The sequence below is a fragment of the Bradyrhizobium sp. ISRA442 genome (genome assembly GCF_038085055.1).
GTDB lineage: Bacteria > Pseudomonadota > Alphaproteobacteria > Rhizobiales > Xanthobacteraceae > Bradyrhizobium.
The window spans coordinates 54,109-71,272 of sequence record NZ_JALGCN010000017.1; the positions used below are offsets into that span (position 1 = coordinate 54,109).

Genomic DNA, 17,164 nt, shown 5'->3' on the forward strand with positions numbered 1-17,164 from the left:
ACGGAGAATGGCTTGGTGCGCGGGATCGTCCCGAAAGGCTCCTTCAGAAAAAAGCAAAACCATGGGAAACGTCTACGAAATCTACGCCCTCCGCTATGCGACGATGTCGCCGCGCACCCCGCACATGAATTTCCTCGCGCCGGATCCGCACGATAGCGCGGCGCAGGACCTCGATTACTTCGTCTGGCTGATCCGCGGCGGCGGCCGCGATATTTTGGTCGATACCGGCTTCAATGCCGAGGAAGCGAGCTTGCGGGCGCGAAAACTGACACTCAATCCGGTCGATGCGCTTGAGCGTTTTGGCGTCTCCGCGTCAAGCATTCGCGACATCATCGTGACGCATCTGCATTACGACCACGCCGGCAATCTTGACCGCTTCCCGAATGCGCGCTTCCACCTCCAGGAGCGCGAGATGGCTTACGCGACGGGACGCTGCATGTGCAACGGACTATTGCGACATCCGTTCTCGGTCGAGCACGTCACGCTGATGGTGCGCCATGTCTATGGCGAGCGCGTCACCTTCTATTCTGGCGATGGCGAGATCGCGCCCGGCGTCACCGTGCACCGCGTCGGCGGCCATTCCGATGGCCTGCAGGTGGTGAAGGTCGAGACCGCGCGCGGACCGGTGGTGCTGGCGTCCGATGCTACGCATTACTACGCCAATCTCCAGCGCAGGAGCCCGTTCCCGATCGTCTACAATGTCGGTGACATGGCACAGGGCTGGGAGACGATCGAGCGTCTCGCCGGCCATCCCGACCGCTACATCCCCGGCCACGATCCGATCGTGACGGAGATTTATCCGCGCGCCAGCGACAAGGTCGACGTCTGGGCACTGCATCTGCCGCCGTCGACGTCGTTTGCGAAGTGACGGGCTAGCCGTCATTCCGGGCGCGCTGAAAGCGCGAACCCGGAATGACGGAGGAGGCTAATACGCCTCCTTGGCGTCCGCTTCTTCGCTGGTCTGGATCAGATCGAGGCTCTGCTCGAGCTTGCCGAGCAGCACTGATAATTGCTTGCGCTCTTGCCCCGAGAGGCAGGAGAGTATCTCGTCTTCCCGCCGCAAGAGTTGCGGGAACAGCTCCTCGTAGAGCGCGCGGCCCTTCTTCGTGAGCTGCAGGCGGAATTCGCGGCGATCGGCTGCGTTCTCGACCCGCTCGATCAGCTCGTCATGCAGGAGCGTGGTCACCGCGCGGCTGATGGTCGATTTGTGCGTGCGGGTGCATTGCGAGATGTACTGCGCGCTGCAGGCATCGTTGCGGAAGCCGAGCGTCGCCAGCACCCGCCAGGCCGGAATGTCGAGACCGTGGCGCTCCTGATATTCGACTGCGAGCGCGGCGCTCACTTCGGCAGCTAACCGGTTCAGGCGGAACGGCACGAACTTGAACAGGTCGAGCCGCGCCTTTGCCTTCGGCAATGTGTCGTCCGCTTCGCGTGTCTTCAGCGCGGTGTCTGTCGTCCTCGCCAAAATGCGCTCCGAATTCCAGTTGACGGCCGGCCGGCTCCGGTCCAAAATAGTTGCACGTGAGACTATCTAGCAGATCGGTCCTCTCCTGACCAGAGCCGAGGTTAGCGCATGGCGCAGGCAAAGACCCAGTTCGGCTACCGCCGCCATCCCGATCAGGACCGCCCCGGCCCGAACCCGGCCGAGCATGCGGTGGTCGTGGTCGGCGCCGGCCCGGTCGGACTGTCGCTGGCGATCGACCTCGCCCAGCGCGGCCAGCCTGTCGTCCTCCTGGATGATGCCGACCGCATCGGCGAGGGCTCGCGCGCGATCTGCTTCTCCAAGCGCTCGCTGGAATATTGGGACCGGCTCGGCGTCGGCGACCGCATGGTCGACAAGGGCGTGGTGTGGAGCGTCGGCCGCATCTTCCACGGCGAGTCCCAGCTCTACCAGTTCAACCTGCTGCCTGAGGACGGCCACAAGCGGCCGGCCTTCATCAACCTCCAGCAATATTACGCCGAGGCCTACCTGGTCGATCGCATCAATGATCTGCCGGGGATCGACCTGCGCTGGCGCAACAAGGTGACGGCGCTGGAGCAGCGCAACGACTCTGTGGTGCTGACCATCGAGACGCCCGAGGGCGCCTATCGCCTGCAGGCCCAATACGTCATCGCCTGCGATGGGGCGCGCTCCTCGATGCGACAGATGGTCGGTGCGGAATTCGCCGGCCAGGTGTTCGAGGATCAGTTCCTGATCGCCGACGTCAAGATGACCGCCGAATTCCCGACCGAGCGCTGGTTCTGGTTCGATCCGCCGTTCCATGCCGGGCGCTCGGCGCTGTTGCACCGCCAGCCCGACGACGTCTGGCGCATCGATCTCCAGCTCAGCCGCGATGCCGATCCTGTGTTCGAGAAGAAGCCGGAGAACGTGCGGCCGCGCATCGCGCGCATGCTCGGCCACGACAAGTTCGCGTTCGAATGGATCTCGCTCTACAAATTCCAGTGCCGCCGCATGGACCGCTTTCTCCATGGCCGCGTGGTCTTCGCCGGCGATTCGGCGCATCAGGTCTCGCCCTTTGGCGCACGCGGCGCCAACTCAGGTCTCGAGGACGCCGAAAATCTCTCCTGGAAGCTCGATCGCGTGCTGCGCGGGCGCTCGCCCGCGAGCCTGCTGGAGAGCTACCACGTCGAGCGCAGTCTCGCCGCCGACGAGAACATTCGCGAATCCACGCGCTCCACCGATTTCATGGCGCCGAATACGCCTCAAGAAGCGCGGCTGCGCCAGGCAGTGCTGTCGCTCGCCAAGGAGACCGAGTTCGGCAAGCGCATGGTCAATGGTGGCCGGCTGTCGGTGCCCTGCAGCTATGACTCGCCGCTGTCCTCGCCCGATGCCGATGCGTGGCGTGGCGGCCCGAAGCCCGGCTGTTCCATGCTGGATGCGCCGGTCGAAGTGCGCGCGGGCGAACAGACCTATCTCACGGAGGTGTTCCGCAAGGGAGGAACGGACTTCGCCCTGCTGTCGTTCAGCAATGGCGCAGCAATCGGGGCGCCCGGCGGCGTCAAGGACATCCGGATTGGCGGCGAGGGCGGTCTGGCCGATTCCGCCGGTCTCGCCGCGAAGCGCTACGACGCCGAACCTGGTACGGCCTATCTGCTCCGGCCCGACGGCTATGTCGCCGCGCGCTTCCGCCATCCGACAGGAGCCGCGATCGCGGCGGCGCTGTCGCGCGCCGAAGGTTTGAACTGAGGTCTCGCATGCCGCTTTCCACCAGCTCGAATTTCGCGCGGCCCGATGACGCCTTCCGCGCCATCGTCGAGGCACATCGCGGGCTCTCGGACGGACAGAGCGCGGATTTCGATGCGGCGTTGGTGCTGATCCTCGCCAACCATATCGGCGACATCGATGTACTGCGCGAGGCGATCGTGCTCGCCAAGCGGCGCATGATCGACGGCCAGCAGCAACAACAGCAACAACAATGACCCTGTGAATCAAGGATAAACTGATGGCGAAGAACTTCGCATCCACCGGCGACCTCTCCGAGAAGAAGATCACCTTCTCCGAGATCGGCACCGATCTCTATGCTTTCACCGCCGAGGGCGACCCAAACACGGCCGTCATCGTCGGCGACGACGGCTGCCTGGTGTTCGACGCGCAGGCGACGCCTGCGATGGCGAACAAGGTGATCGAGCGCGTCCGCGCCGTCACCGACAAGCCGATCAAGTATGTCGTGCTGTCGCACTATCACGCCGTGCGCGTGCTGGGCGCCTCTGCCTACAAGGCGCAAGGCATCGTCGCCTCGCAGGAGACCTATCGGCTGATCGAGGAGCGCGGCAAGCAGGATTGGGACTCCGAATACGGCCGCTTCCCGCGCCTGTTCCAGGACGCCGCGAGCATTCCCGGCCTGACCTGGCCGACGCTGACCTTCGAAGGCGAGATGTCGATTTATCTCGGCAAGCGCGAGGTGCGGCTGATGCAGCTCGGCGCGGGCCATACCTCGGGCGACATCGTCGCCTGGGTGCCGGATGCAGAAGTCATGTTCTCCGGCGATCTCATCGAATATCACTCGGCCTGCTATTGCGGCGATGCGCATTTGCGCGAATGGCCGCTGACGCTGAACGAAATCCGCAACTTCAATCCGAAGGCGATTGCGCCGGGCCGTGGCGATGCACTCAAGGGCACCACCACCGCGCGCGAGGCCATCGCGATGACGCGCGACTTCGTCTCGACGCTCTATGGCGCAGCCGAAATCTCCGTCGCCAAGGGCCGCACGCTGAAGGAGACGATGGCGGCGACCCGCGAGGTGATGGACCCGAAATTCTCGAGCTTTGCCATCTACGAGCACTGCCTGCCGTTCAACGTGTCGCGCGCCTTCGACGAGGCGTCGGGGATCGACGACCCCGTGATCTGGACCGACAAGCGCGACCAGGAGATGTGGGCCGCCCTGCAAGGAGGAGGATAGTCATGAACATCAACACCTCGCCGGATCAGATCGTTCGCAGCACGGGCCAGGTCACGCCGGGCTACATGTCCGGCTTCGGCAACAGCTTTGAGACCGAGGCGCTGCCAGGCGCGCTGCCGATGGGCCGCAACTCGCCGCAGCGTTGCGCCTACGGGCTCTATGCCGAGCAGCTTTCGGGCTCGCCGTTCACAGCGCCGCGCGGCACCAATGAGCGCTCCTGGCTCTATCGCATCCGTCCCTCGGTGAAGCATTCGGGCCGCTTCGAGAAGGTCGATGCCGGCCTGTGGCGCTCGGCGCCGTGCCATGAATACGATCTGCCGATCGCGCAGCTTCGCTGGGATCCGGCGCCGATCCCGAAGGAAGAGATCACCTTCCTTCAGGGCGTGCAGACCATGACGACGGCCGGCGACGTCAACACGCAAGGAGGCATGGCCGCGCACGTCTATCTCATCACCAAGTCGATGGTGGACCAGCACTTCTACAATGCCGATGGCGAGATGCTGTTCGTGCTACAGCAGGGCAATTTGCGCTTCGTCACCGAGTTCGGCCGCATCGACGCCGAGCCCGGCGAGATCGTGGTGATCCCGCGCGGCGTAAAATTCCGCGTGGAGATTTTGAATGGGCCGGCGCGCGGCTATCTCTGCGAAAACTATGGCGGCGCCTTCACGCTGCCGGAGCGCGGCCCGATCGGCGCCAATTGCCTTGCCAATGCGCGCGACTTCCTGACGCCGGTCGCAAGCTACGAGGACAAGGACACGCCGACCGAGCTCTTCGTGAAATGGGGCGGCTCGCTGTTCAAGACCACGCTGCCGCATTCGCCGATCGACGTCGTCGCCTGGCACGGCAATTACGCGCCGTACAAATACGATTTGCGCACCTTCTCGCCGGTCGGCGCGATCGCGTTCGATCATCCTGATCCGTCGATCTTCACGGTGCTGACCTCGCCGTCGGAGACGGCGGGCACTGCGAATATCGACTTCGTCATCTTCCCCGAGCGCTGGTTGGTCGCCGACAACACCTTCCGTCCGCCCTGGTACCACATGAACATCATGAGTGAGTTCATGGGCCTGATCTACGGCGTCTACGACGCCAAGCCGCAAGGTTTTGTCCCCGGCGGCATAAGCTTGCACAATTGCATGCTGCCGCACGGTCCCGATCGTGAGGCCTTCGACCACGCCAGCAACAGCGAATTGAAGCCGGTGAAGCTGACGGGCACCATGGCCTTCATGTTCGAGACCCGCTACCCGCAGCGCGTTACCGCGCACGCCGCGCAATCGTCGACGTTGCAGGACGATTACGCGGAGTGCTGGAAGGGACTTGAGAAGCGGTTCGATCCGAGCCGACGGTAGTGTTCCACCCTCTCCCCTTGTGGGAGAGGGTGGCTCGCCGCGTAGCGGCGAGACGGGTGAGGGGTCTGTCTCCGCGAGTGAACCTCTCTCATTCGGGCACGCGGATAGAGCCCCTCATCCGGCGCCGTAGCCGATGCAAAGCATCGGCGTTCTAAGGACGGCGGCCGAAGGCCGCCTACGCCACCTTCTCCCACAAGGGGAGAAGGAAGAAAGGACCAAGCCAAAAGTGACAACGCACCCCAACGATCCCAGCCTCCGCTCCTTCATCGACGTCGATCCCGCCTCCGACTTCCCGATCCAGAACCTGCCCTATGGCGTGTTCTCGACCGCGGCCTCTCCGTCGCCGCGCGTTGGTGTAGCGATCGGCAACTACGTGCTCGACCTCTGGGCGCTCGAGCAGGATTGCCGGCTCGATGTCGGCCCGCTCGGCGTGTTCTCCGCGCCCTCGCTCAATCCGTTCATGGCGCTCGGGCCAAAGGTCTGGGCCAAGACGCGGGCGCGGATCAGCGAGCTGCTGCGTCATGATCACCCCGAGCTGCGCGACAACGAGGACCTGCGCAAACAAGCGCTGGTGCCGATGCGCGATGTGCGGCTGCATTTGCCGTTCACCGTCTCCGGCTACACCGACTTCTATTCGTCGAAAGAGCACGCCACCAATGTCGGTGTGATGTTCCGCGGCAAGGACAACGCGCTGCAGCCGAACTGGCTCTACATGCCGATTGGCTACAACGGCCGCGCCTCCACCGTCGTGGTGTCCGGTACGCAAGTGAAGCGCCCGCGCGGGCAGTTGAAGCCGCCGACCGCCGAGGTGCCGAGCTTTGCGCCCTGCAAGCGGCTCGATTTCGAGCTGGAGATGGGCGTCGTGGTCGGCCAGCCCTCGCCGATCGGCGGCATGCTGACCGAGAGCCAGGCCGAGGAAATGATCTTCGGCTTCGTGCTGCTCAACGACTGGAGCGCGCGCGACATCCAGCACTGGGAATACGTGCCGCTCGGGCCGTTCCTGGCCAAGGCATTCGCGACCTCGATCAGCCCGTGGGTGGTGACGCGCGAGGCGCTGGAGCCATTCCGGCTCAACGGACCCGAGCAGAGCCCGGCGCCGCTGGATTATCTTAGGCAAGCTCGGCCGCAGAACTATGACCTCGAGCTCGACGTCTTCTTGCGCGCCGCCGGCGCGAACGCGCCCGCCAGCATCAGCCGCACCAATTTCAAATACATGTACTGGTCCTCGGTGCAGCAATTGATGCACCACGCCTCCAGCGGCTGCGCCATGAATGTCGGCGATCTCTTGGGGGCCGGCACGATCTCCGGTCCGGAGAAGAACCAGCGCGGCAGCCTTTTGGAGATTGGCTGGAACGGCACCGAACCGGTGGAATTGCCCGGCGGCGTCAAGCGCTCGTTCCTGGAAGACGGCGACAGCCTCGTCATGCGTGGCTGGTGCCAGGGTAACGGCTATCGCGTCGGGTTCGGCGAGGTCGAAGGGACGATCTTGCCGGCGGAGTGAGCTCAGTCGTTGCCACATCCTCCGTCATTGCGAGCGCAGCGAAGCAATCCAGAGTCTTTCCGCGGAGGGATTCTGGATTGCTTCGTCGCAAGAGCTCCTCGCAATGACGATATGGCGAAAGCCTACCGCTTCTCCGGCGGCACGTCGCGTATCCTGGCGCAGTGCGCCGCGACGTCATCCGGGCTGTACTTCAAATGCACCCGCTTGTCCGACGGCGCGTGCTTGGCCACGCACACGCCGGGCCGCCATTCCCGTGTCGGGCGGATCGGGCGCGGGGCAAAGCCGCCGCCGCAGTTCGGGCAGACATTGGACAGCTTTGTCTCGACGCAGTCCGCGCAGAACGTGCATTCATAGGAGCAGATCCGGGCGTCCGTCGCACTCGGCGGCAGGTCGCGGTCGCAATATTCGCAGTTCGGTCGAAGTTGCAGCGCCATCTCGTAACCTCGCTCTGAGGGGGCGCATCATTGCAGATCGCGGGCGCAGCGCGAATGTCGCATTTCCCTCGATTTCAGCCTGTGACCTGTTTCAGCGGCAGCCGCGTGCTCTCCTTGAGCCGGTCCAGGACGATGGAGGAGCGCACATGCGCCACGCTCTGGTGCGGCATCAGCACGTCGTTGACGAGATTGGAGAGTCCCTTGAGGTCGCGCAGCACCGCCTTGAGCACGTAGTCGGCGTCGCCGGTCAGCGAATAGGCCTCCTGGATCTCGTCGATGCGGCCAACGAGTGCGCGAAAGCGCTTGGAATTGTCGGGTGAGTGGGTGGCTAACGTCACCTGGATGAAGGCGATCACGCCGAAGCCGAGCGCCTCGCTGGAGAGGTCGGCGTGATAACCGGCGATCACCTTCTCCTCCTCCAGTCGCATCCGCCGCCGCGAGCATTGCGAGGCCGAAAGCCCCGCGAGCTCGGCGAGCTCCTGGTTGGTGAGACGGCCGTCATCCTGGAGCGCGCCCAGGATCCTGAGGTCGAATGCGTCAACAGAAATCATGCGATCTTTGCCAAATTCATGCACAAACCGTGCATGCTTTACCCAAATCCCATCCCGTTTGCACGCTCATTGTGTGCCAGATGAAGGATAGTTCTCGCCAGCAGCAATTTGGGAGAACCACCATGGGTCCGTTTCCGCACGATGCACCGCCGGCCACGATCAGCGCCGACAATCCGATGGGCACCGACGGGTTCGAGTTCGTCGAATATGCGCACCCCAATCCGCAAGAGCTGCACACCCTATTCAAGTTGATGGGCTTTGCCGTCGTCGCTCGTCACAAGGCCAAGAAGATCACGGTCTATCGTCAGGGCGACATCAACTATCTCGTCAACGAAGAGCCCGGCACCCACGGTTTCGACTTCGTCGCTGCGCACGGCCCCTGTGCACCGTCGATGGCGTTCCGCGTCGTCGATGCGCAAAAGGCCTATGACCGGGCGATTGCGCTCGGCGCGGAGCCGGCCGACGCCACGTCTGCGCAGAAGACGCTCGATGTGCCCGCGATCAAGGGGATCGGCGGCAGCCTGCTCTATTTCGTCGATTCCTATGGCGCCAAGGGCTCGGCCTATGATGCCGAGTTCGAATGGCTGGGCGCGCGCGATCCACGACCCCATGGTGCCGGTCTGTTCTATCTCGACCATCTCACCCATAACGTCCATCGCGGGCGCATGGACGTCTGGGCGGGCTTCTATGAAAAGCTCTTCAACTTCCGCCAGATCCGCTTCTTCGACATCGAGGGGCGCGCCTCCGGCCTGTTCTCGCGTGCGCTGACCAGCCCCGACGGCAAGATCCGGATTCCGATCAACGAGGACGCCGGCGATTCCGGACAGATCGAGGAATATCTGAAGACCTATCGCGGCGAGGGCATTCAGCACATTGCCTGCGGCTGCCGCGACATCCACGCCACCATCGAAGGCCTGCGCGAAGCCGGCCTGCCGTTCATGCCGTCGCCGCCCGACACCTATTTCGAGCGGATCGACAGCCGCCTGCCCAAGCACGGTGAGGACGTCGCACGGCTTAAGACCAACGGCATCCTGATCGACGGCGAGGGCGTGGTCGACGGCGGCCAGACCAAGGTGCTGCTGCAGATCTTCTCGGCCAACGCGATCGGCCCGATTTTCTTCGAATTCATCCAGCGCAAGGGCGATGATGGTTTTGGCGAGGGCAATTTCAAGGCCCTGTTCGAATCGATCGAGGAGGATCAGATACGGCGCGGGGTGTTGAAGGTGGACAACGCGGCGTAAGCTGCGCGCCTCGCACTTGGGCACACGGTTGGGTCAAAGCAGATGTCGTCCTGGCGAAAAGCCAGGACGACGTCGGAGGGTGAGGCGATAGCGGAGATCTACCGCCGCTAACGCCCCGTCTTCCACGCCTTCGTCACCGCACCGATCTCCGCGGCCTCGGGCTCGCGGATCGCGGACGGCGTGCGTGAGAAGCGCGGCGCGGGGGCGGGCTGTTTCACGCCGTGGCGCTCGACGAAGACGTTGCGCGCGACCATGTGCGGATGCTGGGTCGCTTCCGACATGGTCAGCACCGGCGCAAAGCAGATGTCGGTGCCTTCCATGATCTTGCACCAGTCCTCGCGCGTCTTGCTCTTGAAGACCGCCTTCAGCTTCTCCTTCAGCGCCGGCCACGCCTTGCGGTCCATCTGCGCGTCGAAATCGGCGTCGGTCAGGCCGGCATGCTGGCGCAAGAGCGCATAGAACTGCGGTTCGATCGAACCGATCGAGATGAAATGGCCGCAGGCGCATTCGTAGACGCCGTAGAAATGCGCGCCGCCGTCGAGGAAATTCTGGTTGCGGCCCTCGGCCCAGCGGCCCATCGCGGTCATGTCGAAGAAGAACGACATCAGCGACGCCCCGCCGTCGCACATCGCGGTATCGACCACCTGGCCCTTGCCGGACTTCTGCGCTTCCAGCAGCGCGGCGAGCACGCCGACGACGAGATAGAGCGCACCGCCGCCGAAATCGCCGACCAGGTTGAGCGGCGGCACCGGAGCCTCTTTGGTGCCGATCGCGGCGAGCGCGCCGGTGATCGAGATGTAGTTGATGTCATGACCGGCGGCGCAGGCAAGCGGGCCGTCCTGGCCCCACCCGGTCATGCGGCCGTAGACGAGCTTTGGATTGCGCGCGTGCACGATTTCGGGGCCGAGCCCGAGCCGCTCCATCACGCCGGGACGAAAGCCCTCGACCAGTGCGTCGGCGTTGGCGAGCAGATCGAGCACCTCTGCGATCGCCGCCTTGTCCTTGAGGTCGAGCTCGATCACCTTGCGGCCGCGGCCTGCCACCGACTTCATGCTCTTCTTCGCGCCGACACGGTCGACCGTGACGACGTCTGCACCCATGTCGGCCAGCATCATGCACGCGAACGGACCGGGGCCGATGCCGGCGAATTCGACGATGCGGAAGCCCGAAAGCGGGCCGGAGGCGCGGACGGAGGGAGCGGGAGCTGGTTTGTCGAGCACGTTCTTGTTTCCTCGGATCACAAGGGATGCGCGAGTTGCGGCAACCGCTTGAGACGTTCCTCTGTGGACGAGTTAATTGGCTGATTAACTTTTCCCGCCTTACACCGGACGAGGCAAGCGCTTTTCATGCATGGGCGCATAATAAAAGCGGCGCGCATTGCTGCACGCCGCGAAGGATTTGTGTTCAGTAGCTATCAGCCGGCAGCCGCCACCGCGCGCTGCGCCATCACCTTGATCAGGTTGGCGCGGTAATCCGACGAGCCGTGAATGTCAGAGAGCAGTCCGCTCGCCGAAATGCTGACGCTGTCGATCGCGGATGGCGACCAGTTCGCTTTCAGCGCGGCTTCGATGGCGGGAACCCGCATCACCCCGCTCTGCGAGGCACCGGTGGCAGCGACGCGGATCTCGCCCGATTTCGTTTGTACGACGAACACGGCGGTCAGCGCGAAGCGCGAGGCCGGATGCGGCATCTTGGCGTAGCCCGCCTTCTGCGGAACGGGGAACGACACGGCGGTGACGATCTCGCCGTCCTCGAGGGCGGTCGTGAACAGGCCCTTGAAGAAATCATCTGCCGCGATCGACCGCTTGTTGGTCTTGATCGTCGCGCCGAGCGCCAATGTCGCGGCCGGATAATCCGCGGCGGGATCGTTGTTGGCGAGCGAGCCGCCGATCGTGCCGCGATAGCGCACGGCGGGATCGCCGATCAGCGAGGCGAGATAGGCGAGCGCGGGGATCGCCTTCTTCGCGGCGTCGCTGGTCGCCACGTCATAGTGCGGCGTGGCCGCCTTGATGGTCAGCGTGTCGCCGGAAGCCTCGACGCCGATCAGCTCCTTGATCTTGCCAAGGTCGATCACATCGGAGGGCCCGGCGAGCCGCTGCTTCATCACCGGCAGCAGGGTCTGGCCGCCGGCGAGAAACTTCGAATCGCTGCCCTTGGCGAACAGGCTGGCCGCTTCGTCGACCGAGGAGGCGCGATGATAAGTGGTCTGGTACATCTTCGTTGCTCCTCTTAAGCCGCGTGGATCGTGCGCCACACCCGGTCAGGGGTTGCGGGCATTTCCAGATTGTTCTTGCCGATCGCATCCGTGATCGCGTTGATCACGGCCGCAGAGGCGCCGATCGCGCCGGCCTCACCGCAGCCCTTGATACCGAGCGGGTTGCCCGGGCAGAGCGTCGTGGTGTGGGAGAGCTTGAACGAGGGCAGGTCGTCGGCGCGCGGCATGGAGTAATCCATGAACGAGGCCGTCACCGGCTGGCCGCTGGCATCGTAGATCGCATGCTCGAGCAGCGCTTGCCCGATGCCTTGTGCGAGACCCCCATGGACCTGGCCTTCGACGATCATCGGGTTGATCAGCCGGCCGAAGTCGTCGGCCGCGACGAAGTTGACGAAGGAAGTCTTGCCGGTACCGGGATCGACTTCGAGCTCGCAGATATAGGCGCCGGCCGGGAAGGTGAAGTTGGTCGGGTCGTAGAAGGCGGTCTCCTTCAGGCCCGGCTCCATCCCGTCAGGCAGGTTGTGCGCGGTGTAGGCCGCGAGCGCGACCATCGGGAAGGCGATCGCCTTGTCGGTGCCGGTCACCTTGAACTCGCCGTTCTCGATGACGATGTCGGCTTCGGACGCTTCGAGCGCATGCGCGGCGATCTTCCTGGCCTTGGACTCGACCTTCTCCATCGCCTTCAGGATCGCGGTGAGACCGACGGCTGCGGAGCGCGAGCCGTAGGTGCCCATGCCGAACTGCACCTTGTCGGTGTCGCCATGGACGATCGAGACCTGGCTGATGGGAACGCCGAGGCGATCGGCGACGAGCTGGCAGAAAGTGGTCTCGTGGCCCTGGCCGTGGCTGTGCGAGCCGGTGAGGATCTCGATGGTGCCGACCGGATTGACACGCACCTCGGCCGATTCCCATAAGCCCACGCCGGCGCCCAGGCTGCCGACCGCCTTCGACGGCGCGATGCCGCAGGCCTCGATGTAGCAGGACACGCCGATGCCGCGCAGTTTGCCTTGCGCCTTCGCCTGCGCCTTGCGGGCCGGGAAGCCGGCGTAGTCGATCGCCTTCATCGCGGCGTCGAGCGAGGCGTTAAAGTCGCCGGTGTCATAGGCCATGATCACCGGCGTCTGGTGTGGGAATTGGGTGATGAAGTTCGTCCTGCGCAACGCGGCCGGATCGACGTTGAGCTGCCGCGCCGCCGTCTCCATCATCCGCTCGAGCAGATAGCTCGCCTCGGGCCGGCCCGCGCCGCGATAGGCGTCGACCGGCGTGGTGTTGGTGTAGACACCGATCACCTCGGCATGAATCGCCGGGATGTTGTACTGGCCCGACAACAACGTCGCATAGAGATAGGTCGGCACTGACGATGAGAACAGCGACATATAGGCGCCGAAATTGGCGTAGGTCTTCACCTTCAACCCGGTGATCTTGTTGTTGGCGTCGAACGCCATCTCGGCATGGGTGACATGGTCGCGGCCGTGCGCGTCGGTGAGGAAGGCCTCGGTGCGGTCGCCGGTCCATTTCACCGGACGGCCAACCTTCTTCGACGCCCACAGCGCCACCATTTCCTCCGGATAGATGAAGATCTTCGAGCCGAAGCCGCCGCCGACGTCGGGTGCGATCACGCGCAGCTTGTGCTCGGGGGCGATGTTGTAGAACGCCGACAGCACAAGGCGGGCGACGTGGGGATTCTGCGACGTCGTATAGAGCGTGAAATGCTCCTCTGCCGCATCATAATCGGCGATCGCCGCGCGCGGCTCCATCGCATTGGGCGCGAGGCGGTTGTTGGTGAGGTCGAGCTTCACCACATTGGCGGCCTTCGCGAAGGCGGTGTCCACCGCGCCCTCGTCGCCGAGCACCCAGTCATAGACCTGGTTGCCGGGGGCTTCGGGATGAAGCTGCGGCGCGCCGGCCTTGATCGCGGCGGTCACGTCGGCGACCGCCGGCAGCTCTTCATAGTCCACGACCACGGCCTCGGCGGCGTCGCGCGCGAGATTCTTGCTCTCGGCGATCACCACTGCCACGGCCTGACCGACGAAGCGCACCGTCTCCGGTGCCATCGCCGGCCATGCGCCCATCTTCATCGGGCTGCCATCCTTGGAGGTGATGGCCCAGCCGCAGATGAGGTTGCCGACCTTGTCGTCGACGATCTGCTTGCCGGTGAGCACTGCGACCACGCCCGGCATCTTCAGCGCGGCGGAGGAATCGATCCCCTTCACCTTGGCGTGCGCATGTGGGCTGCGGATGAAATGGGCAAAGGTCATGCCCGTCAGTTTGATGTCGTCGACGTACCGGCCCTTGCCGGTGATGAAACGCTTGTCTTCCTTGCGCACGACGCTTGCGCCGATGCCTTCAACACCCATGTCCTGTCCTCCCGACCGGAAATTGTTGTCCGCCCTTTTCATCGAAAGTGGCGGTGGTTTTTTCGTTTCGAGGCGGGCCGCCCTACTCGGCGGCCTGCGCAACCTTCATGCGGCCGGCCGCGTCCAGCACGGCTTTGACGATGTTGTGGTAGCCGGTGCAGCGGCAGATGTTGCCTTCAAGCTCGTGGCGGACGGTGGCTTCGTCGAGCTGGCCACCATAGCGCTGCACGATGTCGATTGCCGACATGATCATGCCCGGCGTGCAGTAGCCGCACTGCAGGCCGTGATTGTCGCGGAACGCGGCCTGCATCGGATGCAGCTCGTCGCCCTTGGCGATGCCCTCGATCGTGGTGACGTGGGCGCCGTCGGCTTGGCCCGCCAGCATGGTGCAGGATTTCACCGCCCGGCCGTCCACGTGCACGACGCAGGCACCGCACTGGCTGGTGTCGCAGCCGACATGGGTTCCGGTGAGATTGAGGTGATCGCGCAGGAGATGGACCAGCAGCGTGCGGTCCTCGACGTCGACAGCAACAGCCTTGCCGTTCACCGTCAGTTTGACTGTAGACACGTGAAGTCCTCCCGGAATGATTTTGATTGTTTCTAATTAGAGACAGCGACCCGGAACTTTGCAACTAGGATTTTGGTCGCCCGCGTCATGGAAAGGTCACCGATCAAGAAGACGGCGCAATGATTTGCGCTGCCCGTGCCGGCACTCCTAACGAGTGGGTCGGCGAGCTTGGGATGCCAGCGGTCACCGCATCCGTCGTCCGTTGGCCGACAAAGCCGAACGCCGCTCTAGTGTGCCAAATTTACCGCCCTTTATCGATTCTGCCCTAGTTTTACGCATCCGGTCAGGGGGCGGGGCGCCCCCGGATCGCGGCTGAATAGAAAATGGGGGTTGGAATGTCCGGGCGTATCGCGTCGCCGTCTAAGCGCACAATATTTCCGACCCTCAGGTTCCGCGCCAAAATCATCCTCGGCTTCGCCGCGGTACTGGTGATTTCCGCCGGCAGCATGGCCTTCTCTTATTTCGGCTTCGAGCGGGTGTCGTCCGGGGTCGGCTCCTACCGCACCAGCGTCACGGAGGCCGATCTCGCCCGCAATATCGATCGCGAGCTGCTCGCCTATCGTTCGGCGGTCCGCTATTTCGTCGTCACCGGCAAGGAAGACGACGCCAAGGCGGCGCTGGAGGCTGAAGCGAGCCTGAAGGGCGCCATCGACCGGGCGCTCAAGGGCGCCAAGAACGCGGCCCGGCAGGAGAGCCTCAACAAGCTCGCCAAGGAGTTCTCGAATTTCTCCGCAACTTTCGCCAAGGTCCTCCAGGCCAAGCGCGACAGCGCGCTCCTGGTGCAGAACCAGCTCACGCGCAACGCCAACCTCCTGAAGTACAAGCTCGACGACATCGGCAACAACGCCTCCGACGCCGAAGCGCAATCGATCGAGTTCGGGACCAAGCAGGTCAACGCCCAGTTCCAGACCGCCAGCGCGGCTGCGACCAACTTCGTGCTGACGTCCGACCAGGCGATCGCCACCAGCGCGCTGGCGCGGCTGAAATTCGTCGAGAATTCGCTGGGCGCGGTCTATTCCATGGACGACAAGATCGTCGCCGGCCTGAAGGACGCCAAGGCGTTGCTCGGCGCCTATCGCGAAGCGCTGGACAAGCTGATCGCGAACGCCAAGATGGTCGATGAGCTCGTCACCGAGATGAGCGGCTCCGCGGGTGCGATCCTGCAGGGCGCCACCGCCATGAAGGCGGACCTTGTCGCCGAGCAGCAGCGCCTGGATTCGGAGTCGGAAGCCACCATTGGGCAGACCGAGCATTTGATCCTGATGCTGGCCATTGGCGGCACCCTGCTCGGTGCGGTTCTCGCCTTCCTGCTCGGCACCGGCATTTCGCGTCCGATGATCGCGATGTGCAAGGCGATGCGGGAATTGGCGTCCGGCAATTTCGACGTCGTGCTGCCCGGCCTCGGCCGCAAGGACGAGATCGGCGAGATGGCCGGCGCGGTCGAGGAGTTCAAGATGCAGGCCGTGGCCAAGGCCGAGCGCGATGCCGCGGCCGGCGAAGCCCAGAACAGGGAGCAGGCGGCCGCCCGCCGGTCCGAGCTGATCCGCTTCGCCGATGATTTCGAGAGCGCAGTCGGCGCCATCGTCTCCAACGTCTCGGCCTCCGCCGTGCAGCTCGAATCGGCCGCCTCGACGCTGACCCGCACCGCCGAGACCACGCAGGCCTTGTCGAGCCAGGTCGCCGGTGTCTCCGAGCAGGCCTCGAGCAACATGCAGTCGGTCGCGACCGCGACCGAAGAGCTATCGGCCTCGGTCGAGGAGATCGGCCGCCAGGTCCGTGACTCCAGCCGCATCGCGGAAGCCGCGGTGGTGCAGGCCAAGGAGACCGACGGCCGCATCGGCAAGCTGTCGCATGCCGCACAGCAGATCGGCGAGGTGGTCAAGCTGATCACCGCAATCGCCGAGCAGACCAATCTTCTGGCGCTCAACGCCACCATCGAGGCGGCGCGCGCCGGCGAGGCCGGCCGCGGCTTTGCCGTGGTTGCGAGCGAAGTGAAGTCGCTGGCAAGCCAGACCGCGAAGGCCACCGACGAGATCTCCTCGCACATCGCAGGGATGCAGGGCGCGACCGCCGAATCGGTTGCCGCCATCAAGGAGATCGGCGCGACCATCGGCCAGATCTCGACGATCGCGACCTCCATCGCCAGCGCGGTGGAGCAGCAGGGCGCCGCGACGCAGGAGATTGCCCGCAGCGTCCAGAACGTGGCGCAAGGCACCCAGGCCGCCGCCACCGACATCGGCCAGGTCAACCGCGGCGCCGCCGAGACCGGCTCGGCTTCGGAAGAGGTGCTGAACTCGGCCAAGTCTCTCTCCACCGAGAGCACCCGCCTGCGCGCCGAGCTCGACCGCTTCATGGGGAATATCAGGGCGGCTTAGCGCTCGGACCGCGCGAAGTACTCCGCCATCGTCCTGGCGAAAGCCAGGACCGCCGCGCGAGCGCTTGCGCTCGTCGCGATTACCCCAGGAAGTAGTTGCGGCGCGAGCAGGTAACCCCGAGTCTTCGCCAAACTGCTCCCTATGGTTATGGGTCCTGGATCAGCGCTACGCTT

The 17,164-nt window shown here is 64.4% G+C and carries 15 protein-coding genes; 8 read left to right on the top strand and 7 right to left on the bottom strand.

The genetic code is table 11. The features are described from left to right. The first annotated feature begins 61 nt into the window (after positions 1–61). Positions 62–868: an N-acyl homoserine lactonase family protein gene (locus tag MTR72_RS28765; RefSeq protein WP_280967769.1), complete on the top strand. Its 807-nt coding sequence runs from the start codon at positions 62–64 to the stop codon at positions 866–868. 57 nt (positions 869–925) lie between these two features. Here the strand turns inward: MTR72_RS28765 and MTR72_RS28770 are convergent, their stop codons facing one another. Then, positions 926–1,465, bottom strand: coding sequence for a MarR family winged helix-turn-helix transcriptional regulator (locus MTR72_RS28770; RefSeq protein ID WP_280967770.1), 540 nt, complete (start codon positions 1,463–1,465; stop codon positions 926–928). A 108-nt stretch (positions 1,466–1,573) separates the two neighbouring features. On the opposite strand from MTR72_RS28770, the gene MTR72_RS28775 reads away from it, so the two are divergent. The 5 genes from MTR72_RS28775 (at position 1,574) to fahA (ending at position 7,250) form a co-directional block, all read left to right on the top strand. Beyond that, complete coding sequence (locus MTR72_RS28775) at positions 1,574–3,187, top strand: FAD-dependent oxidoreductase (RefSeq protein ID WP_280967771.1); 1,614 nt, start codon at positions 1,574–1,576, stop codon at positions 3,185–3,187. A gap of 8 nt (positions 3,188–3,195) precedes the next feature. After that, positions 3,196–3,420 carry a DUF2783 domain-containing protein gene (locus MTR72_RS28780; protein WP_280967772.1) on the top strand — a complete coding sequence of 75 codons (225 nt, stop codon included), beginning with the start codon at positions 3,196–3,198 and terminating at the stop codon, positions 3,418–3,420. Between the two features lie 23 nt (positions 3,421–3,443). Then, positions 3,444–4,400: an MBL fold metallo-hydrolase gene (locus tag MTR72_RS28785; RefSeq protein ID WP_280967773.1), complete on the top strand. Its 957-nt coding sequence runs from the start codon at positions 3,444–3,446 to the stop codon at positions 4,398–4,400. A gap of 2 nt (positions 4,401–4,402) precedes the next feature. Beyond that, on the top strand, positions 4,403–5,749 hold the full coding sequence (hmgA, locus tag MTR72_RS28790; RefSeq protein ID WP_280967774.1) for a homogentisate 1,2-dioxygenase: 1,347 nt from the start codon (positions 4,403–4,405) through the stop codon (positions 5,747–5,749). Between the two features lie 226 nt (positions 5,750–5,975). Continuing rightward, positions 5,976–7,250: a fumarylacetoacetase gene (gene fahA, locus MTR72_RS28795; RefSeq protein WP_280967775.1), complete on the top strand. Its 1,275-nt coding sequence runs from the start codon at positions 5,976–5,978 to the stop codon at positions 7,248–7,250. 122 nt (positions 7,251–7,372) lie between these two features. Here fahA and MTR72_RS28800 read toward each other — a convergent pair whose 3' ends face one another. Next, positions 7,373–7,684, bottom strand: a complete 312-nt coding sequence (locus tag MTR72_RS28800) for a DUF1272 domain-containing protein (protein ID WP_280967776.1) — start codon at positions 7,682–7,684, stop codon at positions 7,373–7,375. Positions 7,685–7,758: 74 nt separating this feature from the next. After that, entirely contained in the window at positions 7,759–8,235 is a 477-nt protein-coding gene (locus MTR72_RS28805; RefSeq protein WP_280967777.1) for an Lrp/AsnC family transcriptional regulator, read from the bottom strand. 122 nt (positions 8,236–8,357) lie between these two features. On the opposite strand from MTR72_RS28805, the gene hppD reads away from it, so the two are divergent. After that, the gene (gene hppD / locus MTR72_RS28810; protein ID WP_280967778.1) at positions 8,358–9,476 is read left to right on the top strand and encodes a 4-hydroxyphenylpyruvate dioxygenase; all 1,119 of its coding nucleotides are present in this window, start codon (positions 8,358–8,360) and stop codon (positions 9,474–9,476) included. A 107-nt stretch (positions 9,477–9,583) separates the two neighbouring features. Here the strand turns inward: hppD and MTR72_RS28815 are convergent, their stop codons facing one another. The 4 genes from MTR72_RS28815 to MTR72_RS28830 all read right to left on the bottom strand — a co-directional run bounded on the left by MTR72_RS28815 (position 9,584) and on the right by MTR72_RS28830 (position 14,616). Next, on the bottom strand, positions 9,584–10,696 hold the full coding sequence (locus MTR72_RS28815) for a CaiB/BaiF CoA transferase family protein (RefSeq protein WP_280967779.1): 1,113 nt from the start codon (positions 10,694–10,696) through the stop codon (positions 9,584–9,586). Between the two features lie 194 nt (positions 10,697–10,890). Next, positions 10,891–11,691 carry an FAD binding domain-containing protein gene (locus MTR72_RS28820; protein WP_280967780.1) on the bottom strand — a complete coding sequence of 267 codons (801 nt, stop codon included), beginning with the start codon at positions 11,689–11,691 and terminating at the stop codon, positions 10,891–10,893. A gap of 14 nt (positions 11,692–11,705) precedes the next feature. Next, a complete protein-coding gene (locus MTR72_RS28825) occupies positions 11,706–14,048 on the bottom strand; it encodes a xanthine dehydrogenase family protein molybdopterin-binding subunit (protein WP_280967781.1) in 2,343 nt (780 codons plus the stop codon). A gap of 82 nt (positions 14,049–14,130) precedes the next feature. Further along, the gene (locus tag MTR72_RS28830) at positions 14,131–14,616 is read right to left on the bottom strand and encodes a (2Fe-2S)-binding protein (RefSeq protein ID WP_280967782.1); all 486 of its coding nucleotides are present in this window, start codon (positions 14,614–14,616) and stop codon (positions 14,131–14,133) included. Positions 14,617–14,951: 335 nt separating this feature from the next. On the opposite strand from MTR72_RS28830, the gene MTR72_RS28835 reads away from it, so the two are divergent. Continuing rightward, a complete protein-coding gene (locus MTR72_RS28835) occupies positions 14,952–16,991 on the top strand; it encodes a methyl-accepting chemotaxis protein (protein ID WP_280967783.1) in 2,040 nt (679 codons plus the stop codon). Positions 16,992–17,164: the final 173 nt, after the last annotated feature.